At 37.5% G+C, this 10,826-nt stretch carries 8 protein-coding genes; 5 read left to right on the top strand and 3 right to left on the bottom strand.

What is annotated here, in order from left to right:
- From O3C63_08360 to O3C63_08345, 4 genes are all read left to right on the top strand, one after another.
- Positions 1-507: hypothetical protein (locus O3C63_08360; protein MDA0772940.1), on the top strand; the 507-nt coding region annotated here is incomplete at its 5' end.
- A 40-nt stretch (positions 508-547) separates the two neighbouring features.
- Positions 548-2,461 carry a ComEC/Rec2 family competence protein gene (locus O3C63_08355; GenBank protein MDA0772939.1) on the top strand — a complete coding sequence of 638 codons (1,914 nt, stop codon included), beginning with the start codon at positions 548-550 and terminating at the stop codon, positions 2,459-2,461.
- A 71-nt stretch (positions 2,462-2,532) separates the two neighbouring features.
- Complete coding sequence (locus O3C63_08350) at positions 2,533-3,261, top strand: ROK family protein (protein ID MDA0772938.1); 729 nt, start codon at positions 2,533-2,535, stop codon at positions 3,259-3,261.
- An 89-nt stretch (positions 3,262-3,350) separates the two neighbouring features.
- On the top strand, positions 3,351-4,013 hold the full coding sequence (locus tag O3C63_08345; GenBank protein ID MDA0772937.1) for a flagellar basal body L-ring protein FlgH: 663 nt from the start codon (positions 3,351-3,353) through the stop codon (positions 4,011-4,013).
- 192 nt (positions 4,014-4,205) lie between these two features.
- Here O3C63_08345 and O3C63_08340 read toward each other — a convergent pair whose 3' ends face one another.
- From O3C63_08340 to O3C63_08330, 3 genes are read right to left on the bottom strand one after another with little or no spacing between them, the layout of a single operon-like run.
- Positions 4,206-4,994, bottom strand: coding sequence for an NIF family HAD-type phosphatase (locus O3C63_08340; protein MDA0772936.1), 789 nt, complete (start codon positions 4,992-4,994; stop codon positions 4,206-4,208).
- A complete protein-coding gene (gene leuS / locus O3C63_08335; protein MDA0772935.1) occupies positions 4,991-7,546 on the bottom strand; it encodes a leucine--tRNA ligase in 2,556 nt (851 codons plus the stop codon). Before leuS ends, O3C63_08340 begins: the two co-directional genes overlap by 4 nt.
- Before the next feature lie 16 nt (positions 7,547-7,562).
- Positions 7,563-8,144: a NifU family protein gene (locus O3C63_08330; protein ID MDA0772934.1), complete on the bottom strand. Its 582-nt coding sequence runs from the start codon at positions 8,142-8,144 to the stop codon at positions 7,563-7,565.
- A 213-nt stretch (positions 8,145-8,357) separates the two neighbouring features.
- Here O3C63_08330 and O3C63_08325 point away from each other — a divergent pair.
- Positions 8,358-10,826, top strand: a 2,469-nt coding sequence (locus O3C63_08325; protein ID MDA0772933.1) for a hypothetical protein, incomplete at its 3' end; no start/stop codon positions are given.

Below are 10,826 nucleotides of genomic sequence, written 5' to 3'. Positions count from 1 at the left end.
AATACAGAAACAGTACGGGTTTACGTACACCATAACGACAAATTCCGATTACCAGAAAATCCAGAAACCCCAATCATCATGGTTGGACCAGGTACTGGGATTGCACCGTTTAGAGCGTTTATCGAAGAGCGTAACTTCCTTAGAGACCAAGGTAAAACAGTTGGACAGGATTGGCTATTTTTTGGTGACCAAAGACAAGAATTTGACTATCTTTATGCCGATGAACTCAAATCTTATCAAAACAAATACAATCTCAAAGTATCAACAGCATTTTCTAGAGATCAAGAACATAAGATTTATGTACAAAATAAAATGCAAGAAAACTCAGCAGAAATATTTAAATTATTAGAGCAAGGTGCTTATTTTTATGTATGTGGTGACGCAAGAAGAATGGCTAAAGATGTTGACCAAGCATTAAAAGACATCGTCAAAGAACATGGCAAAGATCCTGAAGTATATATCAAAGAACTTAAAGACAGCAAACGTTATTGCAGAGATGTATACTAGAGATAAGGGTTGAGCCTTTGGGTTTTTCAATGGATCAATAATGAATTTATTTCTAGCTAGCATTGGAACTGTACTTGGATCAGTATATTTTATACTTGGTGACCATAGAATATTTATAGCTGGACTTGTTTGCATGTTGATTTCATCAAGTGTCTTCACTTCACTGCATAATTATAAAAAAGAAATACTCAGTGTGCTTTTTGCCTTCCTTTTAGTGTTTTTCAATTACAACTTCAGAGCTGAACATCTTCAATATCTAGATCCTAGTGATTTTGACTTAAACCAAACCACCAACCTAGAAATAGTAACCAACCCTCAAGATAGATACTTTAAATCCAATTTTATAATTGAGATCAAAGCAAAAAATCCTAGTCTTAAGACCAAAATAAGGGAGATGTTTTTGCCTTACAGACTGCAAGCAAGCGCAGACTCCTCAAAAGGCTTGACCAAGGGAGATCTAGTCGCAATTGAGGATAGTCCCCAAATTAGCAAAATAGCAAAACCAGAATATACGAAAACACAAAAAACCTTTTTTAAACTCAAAAACGAGCTAAGTTTTGCTGGGCACAGACAGAACCCAATATTTCAAATTCAAGAAGGCATTCAAAGATATTATTACGCGCATCTGGAACCAACCAACGCGTTAATAACTACTAGCCTGATACTTGGCACAAGAGTAACTAAGATGCCAGCTGATTTAACTAATCAAATTCGCAAACTAGGGCTAGGGCACTTTTTTGCAGCTTCTGGTTTTCATTTATTGATGCTAAGCATGACTTTATTTTGGATATTAAACCTATTCAAAATCGGCAAACTACTAACAAGTGTCTCTATCATTTCAGTATCACTACTCTATATCGCTCTTGCAGACTTCAGCCCCTCTATTATAAGAGCAGCTACCTTTATTAGTATCTATTTAATACTCGATCTAATAAAACGCAAACCCAAATCAATCAAACTAATATTTTATGTGGCAGCAATCATACTAATACTTGATCCATTCACCATACTTGATCTTGGTTTTCAATTTAGTTACCTTGCGACACTTGCGATCTTAATTTGGGCTAAACCAATTAGAGCCAAGCTCGATTGGCTACCTAGCTATTTTGCAGATATAGTCTCTGTTAGTCTCTCAGTACAAATACTCTTGGTGCCAATAATTATTTATTATTTCAATAATTTGCAACCTTGGACACTAATAGCTAATATCATCTTCACACCAATACTCTCACTTTTAACCATCTGCTCATTCATGGGGCTATATTTCATCATAGATCCATTATTGAATCTATTTAGATACCTAGTAGAACTCTCTCAATCACTACCATTCATACAGACAAGGCTTGATATTCAATTTGAAACAGTCTTTCTTTTAATAACAGCTTTTGCCCTCTTGGTTTACTCTTGGACACTAGAAAAGAATGATTATCAAATCAAAGAGACTAAAGACCTTGCAGGTATCTTAAACAACTTAGTACAAGTAGTGCTACACAATAAATACGTTAGAGCATCAATGATTACCAGCTGCATTCTAATAAGCATAGGGTTCAACGCTAATCCAAGCCACTTAAAACAAATCAATATCCATAACGGACATATTGAACACAAAGAGTTTAATGAATTCATGAAATCAGATGCGAATTATAAATTCATGGAATTAAATAGCCTAAAAGCTCTTGCAATTAAAGACCGCACATCAACAGCAAAGATCGCAGCAATCAAAGACCTTAAAGAAGTTAATTTACTCATACTGCCTAATCTCAATGCAAAAGACATTTATTTGTCTACTTTACTAGACCTAATAAAACCACAATTTATAATTGCATCTGTCAAAACCAATTCTCCGAGAGTTAAAAGCAATCTTGAAATCATTGGTGCTCACTCAAATAGCATTATTAATGATGGTAGTTTGACTATTGGACACGATAAATATTGGTCAATGGGTACAAACTAAACGAGAAAGACCATGGTCCTTCTCGTTACTTGCGTTTCGCGGGATAATTCAGCATAGACTATAATAAAACCATGTCAAGCAATTCACTACTAATTGACCTGGGTGGCACAAGTACTAGACTTGCATTATCAAGTGATCTCGATAAATTAAGCATTATAGAAACGTCAACCAAGCCACAGGAATTAATAGAGGCAATCAAAACAATAGTTCAAGGATGGGACTTCAAAGAAATCAAAGTAGCAGCAGCAGGACACTGGAATCAAGATCAAATACTTGTACAAAGCCACAACCTAGCAAATTATATTGGCTATCCAATTTGGCAAGAACTATCTAAAGAGCTCAATTCTAGGTTTGAATTGCACGACGACATGTTCTACTCCGCAATTGGCGAAGCAGTTATTGGGCAAAAAAATCAGTACCAAAATTTACTTTATTTAAATCTAGGTACTGGTATTGGTGCCAGTTTTTATGATGGGTCACAAGTCATGTCAAGAAATTATTCGCCATGCCTCAGACTTGACCTTAAGCCACATCCGAAAGGGATTTTCTATAGTAAATCAATAACAGCAGATAATCAAAGCTCCATTGCAGCTCTTCAAGATGACTTGATTTACCTTGCTTTAATTATTTCTCCAGAGATCATTTGTATAGGTGGCGGCAAAGCAAAACAACACTGGACTTCTATCGTTGAACCGGCAATTAAAGCAAGCATTGAATACCTAAATCAGAACCTCTGCTATAAAATCAAGATTGAGCAAGCCAAGCTAGAATATCCTGCAATGCAAGGCATGAGTATATAGCGAAAATACTCCCAATGTACTATCCAGATAGCGCTCTTCTAGGTCAATAAGACTAGAGGATGATAAGTTATCAAGGAATAATATAAATAGTGCGCAAACCACTTATTAAATTCTTTGTTTTAGTTCTTACATTAACTGCAATTCAGCCAGTTAATTCAGTCTCACTGTTAGATGGCGGCGGCTTGAGAAATAATAGTCTCACTGGAACTCCAAGAAGCTTTTTTGAACCATTTACTGCTCGTAATATCGGAGATGTCGTTACTGTCAAAATAGTTGAAAATATTAGTGCAATCAAAGAAGCAGCAGTACTTTTGGATACTGACACCAGAGCCGATTCAGGTTTACAACTACAGATTGCCATGACAACTACAAGCACGCTCACACCAGATACCAATGATGTAGCCAATATGATAACCAATTTTGCTCTGCCAGTAGATTACGGAAGAAGAAACTCAAGAGAAATCTCAGTAGACAATCGTGAAGAGTTTACAGCCATGATTAGTTGCCTGGTAGTAGAAATAGATCCCGAGAGTGGCAATATGATTATTGAAGGTTCTAGACAAATCCTAATGGAAGGTCAGACCAAGAGTCTTTATGTCAGAGGTGTAGTCTTCCCTAAAGATCTTGATTCTAATAATGAGATACCAAGTTATAAATTAGCTAATGCACAAATCCAAATTATTGGCAGCGGTAGCTTAACGAATGACCGTGATAGCGGTTTCATTCAAAAGATATTCAGGAAATTGTTTTAATCGTCTCTGGGTTTAATTCCCCGCAGCTTGCTACGCAAAAGGGAAGGTGCAGGAAACCGTAGGTTTCTTGCTGAGGGGAATTAAACTTAGAAAGACGATTTAAAAAAAAATCATATCGAGTGCTCTGGTGTTTAGGTGGTGGACTGGAGATTAGCTAAGCACTCGATTGAATGAAGAACCCATAGGAATTCTTCATTCAATAACAACAACAGGTCTAGTATCCGGTTGTTTGTTGTATTTATAAAAATACAATCTTGACCAACCATTGCGTTTAAGGTAGTCAAGGTCTTCTTTGATTTTGGCAACCCAAAGATATTCACCATCTCTTGTTAGAGGCTCTAACTCATCAGCATCAAAATTCTTTACTTTAATCCCCACAAAATCAACAGGAGAATCAACATGAGTAGATGAGTTATCGATATGTACCCTTGAACCATAGAGAGGCGGGTATTTAGCACAACTAGTGCAAGGGAGAAAACTTTGTACATTATGATTCCCTAGCATATTTACAATAGTATTATAAATCAATCCCTCATAGACTCCCTTCGTATAGACTTCAAAAATAGATTTTTGTGTATAAGTAATATTGCGATGGTTAGGATAAGTCTGGTAGTCACGGTTATAAGGAAGTACGACATCTTCATGAGACTTAATTTTGTCAAAGTATACATGTAAACCAGAGCTATCCAAAATATCTTGAGCATAATTATAGTAATTATGCGTAAACAAAATCAAATCAAAATCAAGTGATTTTGCATAATCTAATAACTCCCATGCCCCTGGTCTAATAATATAATCTTGTCCACCAGGAGTAGTTTCTATCTCATAACCTAGTCCTCGAGCACGCTTGATGGCGTCCTTGGTAAGGTGATTGGATTGGATTAATGTCTCATCCAAATCAAAAGAAACTGTAGTTGCCAGAATTGCTTGAGGCAATACTAAACAAAATAGAACTAAATAAATCAATGACTTTTTTTTCATACAGCTACCACATTAACAAGCTTGTTTGGAATAACAATGATCTTCTTGATTTCCAAACCCTGAAGACGTTTTTGTAGTTTGTCATTAGTCAATGCAAACTCTTCAAGTTGCTGCTTGGATAATTCCTTAGAAACTTCAACTACATCCACTTTCTTGCCCTTTATTTGCAAGACTAAATTAAAAGTATTTTGCTCTAAATAACTCGGCTCAAAAACCGGCCAAGATTGTCTATGTACCGAATTAACAAGATCTGGTTCTTCACTGTGAAGTATATATTTATGCCAAAGCTCTTCAGCTAAATGCGGCGTGAATGGAGAAATCAATAGGATAAATTGTCTAAATAAAGTAGCTAGAACAGCACTATCTTCAGCTGTCAAACTCTCTTGATCATGCGCGTTAAAATATTTATAAGCAGCATTAACAAACTCAGTCATTCTTGCAACAGATGTATTAAACCCATTGCGGTTCGGATCAAGATCTTCGGTGATTGCCTTGAGTGCACTGTGCAAGGCTCTTACCAAATCCTGGTTGTCTTGAGTGAGCTTTGCAAAGTCACCAAAGTCATAAGTCTCTCGATTCTCAAAAACATTTGCATAGTTCTTAAACAAACGCCAAACTCGATTAATAAATCGATATTGTCCTTGAGCACCTTCTTCAACCCATTCAACCTCTGCATCAACAGGAGCTGCAAATAAAATAAATAAACGCGCAGCATCAGCTCCAAACTCATCAAAGAAGTCGTTAGTTCCAACTACATTGCCTTTGGACTTGGACATCTTGGTGATCTTGCCATCTTTTTCTGAATATTTAACCACCATTCCTTGAGACAATAGACGGACAAAAGGTTCATCGAAATCGAGCATATCACAGTCACGCAGAGCCTTTGTGAAGAAACGTGCATAGAGCAAATGTAGGATTGCATGTTCAACACCACCAACATATTGATCAACAGGAAAGACTTTGGATTTATCAAATGGTTTGTCAGTGTTTAAAGCGTCTGGATATCTCATAAAATACCAAGATGAACAAATAAAAGTATCTAAGGTATCAGTAATGCGTTTTGCTTTGCGACCATCAGCCAAAGTGATATTAAACCAATTTGGACTATTTTCAAGAACCGAACCGCCTTTGGCTTTAGCTGCACTAAAATCAATATCTGTTGGCAATTCTACAGGTAGCGACTCATAAGGAATTTGAACCAATTCACCATCTTCTGTTTGAGCAAGAGGGATTGGGCAACCCCAATAACGCTGACGGCTAATTAACCAATCACGCAAACGATATTTAATAGTAGATCTAGCAAAGCCAGACTTTAAGCCATGTTCAATAATTTGCAACTTAGCAACTTCATTATCAAGTCCATCAAAACCTTGACTATTAACCATAGTGCCTGGTCCGGTATAAACCTTGCCATCTTCAAAATCATCAGTAGAAATCACTTGTTTAATTTGCAAATCAAACTCAGTGGCAAATTCCCAATCACGCTCATCATGTGCAGGCACAGCCATCACAGCGCCAGTTCCATAATCAACTAGAGCATAATCAGCAATCCAAACAGGTATCTTCTCGCCCGTATAAGAATTAATACAATAAGCGCCAGTAAAACATCCAGTTTTCTTTTGTCCTTCAGCTGTTCTTTCGATCTCAGTCTTGGAACTAGCATCCTTTATATAGCATTCAATTGCTTCAAGTCTATCAGCGGTGGTAATTTCTTTAACCAGTTTGTGTTCAGGTGCAAGAACCATATAAGTCACACCGTAAATAGTATCTGGGCGAGTAGTATAAACTATAATCGAGCCACCTTTTTCAAGCTCAAAGTCTATCTCTGCACCAACACTCTTGCCTATCCAATTACGCTGCATGGTTTTCACTGACTCAGGCCAGTGCTCTAATTTATCAAGATCTTGTAATAATTCTTCAGCATAATCAGTGATGCGCAAAAACCATTGTTTCATCATTCGTTTATTGACAGGAGTTTGACCATGGCGCCAGCACATACCGTCTTCAACTTGTTCATTAGCAAGTACGGTATTACAATCAGGACACCAATTAACAGGAGCTTCTTTTTGGTAAGCAAGTCCCTTCTCGTATAATTTCAAAAACAAGAACTGAGTCCACTTATAGTAATCAGCACGGCAAGAAACTACTTCACGAGACCAATCATAACTAGTACCCATGCGCTTAAGCTGCTGGTCACGCATATAAGCGATATTGGTCTCAGTCCAAACGGCAGGATGTGTATTGTGCTCAATGGCAGCATTTTCGGCTGGTAGACCAAAAGCATCGAAACCCATTGGATTAAGAACCTCATAACCAAGCATTCGTTTGTGACGCGAAATGACATCAGAGATTGTGTAAACTCTCATGTGTCCCATATGCAAATTTCCAGAAGGGTATGGAAACATCACTAGCGAATAAAAACGTTTGTTTGAGTTGGTTTCAGAATCATAACGATAAATATCTGATTTATCCCAGATTTCTTGCCATTTAGATTCTATTGTTTTTGCTTGATAATGTTCTAAATTCATGAAAGTCTCGTTAAGTACAACCATACTAAAGATGGCTAATTTAAAATACCTGAGTAACAGTCTCTACCAAATCCGGTACTTCTGCAAGTAGTGCTCTTTCAACACCCATCTTCATTGTCATCAAAGCACTAGGGCAAGTACCGCAAGCACCAACCATTCTAAGTCTTACATCTTTATCTATAAGATCGACAAACTCAATATTGCCACCATCAGCAACCAATGCTGGCCTAATTTTGTCTAATACAGTTTCGATTCTAGATCTAGCATCACCGTTAACTGATGACACAGCTAAATCAACTTCTTCTGGCTTATTTGCCTCTGCCCATAATTTCATATCGTCAATTGATGTTTTAATTACATCTTTAATCTCTAGGTGAACATCCTTCCAGTTAATATGCTCTTCTTTATCAACAGTTACAAAGTTGTTCATTATAAAGACCTTTGATATACCATCAATAGCAAAAAGTCTAATCGCAAGCTTGTTAGAAGCAGTGTTTGCCTCCTCTAATGTCAAGTAACTTAATGACTTTGAATAAGGATAAAGAGTTTCACTGGAGATAAACTTGAGTGAATTTGGATTAGGTGTATATTCTGCACGAACAGAGATTTCAAGTGAATTCATAAGGCAGATACTAGCATTTTTGAGAAAATCAGGTTATATTAAATAGTTCAAAGAATAAAATAATAGATTAAGTGGAATATAGGTTATCTAGGGGGGAGGCAATTGTCTTTAAAATAGGTGTTTTCACCAAAATGAGTTTTATTTAATTTAAGTAATTTTAGAATATTCCGATACTTAGGATACGGACAAAAGTTCGTATTATTTGTATAGATAATGAAAAAACTGAAACTACTCATCCTGGCACTAATTTTAGTACTAGGCAATCAAAATAATTACGCATCGGCCAAGGCGCAAGAAGAATACGTAGAAGTGACTCACGTAGTAGATTTGCATCCATATCACACAAATTATTTACAATCCGAAAATAGTGTTGGAGTAGCGGTTGACGTTAATGCTCTAGCAGATGAGATTAATCTAAGAATACATGTCAATGACTTGGAGATTGATACTGATGAAAATAGACATAGAATGAGATTCAGATTCAATGCAAGTCCACTAATCCAAGAAGGCTATCCAGCACAAATTAAAATCGAAGCGTATAACGTAGATCAATATGGCAACAGAGTCTTGCTATCCAAAACTGGTTTACTTATTCCAAATATCAAAAGAGCAAGGCAGTCTATTGCAGAAATCAAAATCGCCGCAACCAAAAACTTAAGTAAAGATACTTATATTGATATATATGATCAGTTTGAAGAACTAGCCGTAAGTTATAAATTAGATCTAGAATTATTGAGTCTCGCAGATGATATACCAGATCCAGTTAATTTATGTACTAACACACAATACAGTGAATGTATGTTGGATTTCTTCTTTGATAATGTAACTTTTGAATTAGCTAAAGCACGTTATAACTCCGTCAATATCTTTAAAAACGATGGTAAGTATACTGTACAAATACCTTTCTCAAGACGCAGGACTAACAAGAACTCAGATGGAACACAAACAAGTTCCAATAGTTCAGGCACCATAGTTGGACCTGGACACGGTGGTGTAGGTTTTGATAGTGACGCTGTAACAGTAACAGACACAAGTACAGTCGTAGCAACCACAGACGAAGGTCAAGTCGAACTCATCGCAGGACCCGCAGGACCTGCAGGAGCAGCGGGAGTACCTGGAGCGCCAGGTGCAGCAGGAGCGACTGGAGCTACTGGTGCTACCGGAGCTACTGGAGCTACCGGAGCTACTGGAGCTACAGGAGCGCAAGGTCCTAGAGGTTATAGTGAAACGACCAATGGTGAATTTGGAAATTATGTCAGCGCCGACTATGCAAATGGAGCAATCACTTTAGGTTGGGGCAATAGTAATGCTGATATGCTCATAAACAATACCAACGCTAGTTTAATGATCGGATTTAATTCTAATGTAGCAACGATGTTCATTGGACCATCAGCAACAAACGGCGGCTATGGCAATGTAGGTATAGGTACATCAAGTCCAACAGCATTAATGGATATTAATGGTATGCTACAAACTGCCAATTTTACTTTAACAAGCAGTACAGGTAATGGGTATTTGTTAACGAGTGACGTGAATGGAGTTGCAACTTGGTCAGAATTATTTGCAACAAGTGTAAACGGGGCCTTGGTTGATTACAATAATTTAAGTGATTTAACTAATATAACGACAGCGAGAAGCAATCTAGGTTTAGCAATTGGTTCAGATGTTCAAGCCTACAATGGAACACTAACAGACTATACCAGTAAACCAGCACCAACAGGAGCTGTAGTTGGGACAACAGATACTCAAACTCTTAGAAACAAAACTATCAGTTCAGCGAGTATCAATGGCAGTACATTGTTTACGACTGGATCATCAACTAAGTTCAATGGCTCAATAATGATACCTAGTGGAGCTGTAGCAAATCACTTATTAACCTCTGACGCTAATGGTGTTGCAACTTGGGCTGCAATAGGAAACATACCAGGAGCTGGTCAATGGCAAGACAACGGTGATTACTTATACCCTATGGATGATAGTGGTGATGAGGATTTAATTCTTGGTTCTACAGTTAAAGCAAACGCAGATATTTTCCTTGGCAATAATGGCGGGGCAGTATTTAATGAACAATCCAATGTCGTTAATTTCAGAGTAGAGAGTAACGGTGACCCGTACGCCCTAGTAGTTAACGGTACTAGCAATAATGTAGGGATAGGCTATAACGCTCCATCGGCAAAACTACATGTCAATGGTAATGTACTTGCCAACGGATTCAATGGAGATGGATCAGCAATCACAGGAATTAATGCAAATGGAATTGTCGCAGATGCATTTGACTTTAGTGAACTTGATGACAATCTAACTTTAGATGCAAGTACTACACTTGATCTTGCTGGTAATGATTTCAATATCAATGGTGGTTTACTCATGTTGGATGACTCTGCGCAAAACGTGGGTATTGGTACTACTACGCCGGCTTACAAACTACAGGTCGCTGGTACAGTTGGTGCTGGCTATTTCAATGGTGATGGTGCTGGACTTCGAAACATTGGAGCTAATGGCATCACTGCTAACACTTTGAATTTCACTGAGTTTTCTGATAGTCTAGCACTTGATGCTACTACTGCTATCAATCTTGCTGGTTCTGATTTGAATTTCAATGCTGGACTATTAATGCTTGATTCCTCTGCTAACGGGGTTGGTATTGGTACATTGACTCCTGCTTACAAACTACAGGTCGTT

This window comes from Cyanobacteriota bacterium (genome assembly GCA_027618255.1).
GTDB lineage: Bacteria > Cyanobacteriota > Vampirovibrionia > LMEP-6097 > LMEP-6097 > JABHOV01.
Note: the sequence above shows the minus strand (reverse complement) of the source record. Positions and strands in the feature narration are given on the sequence as shown.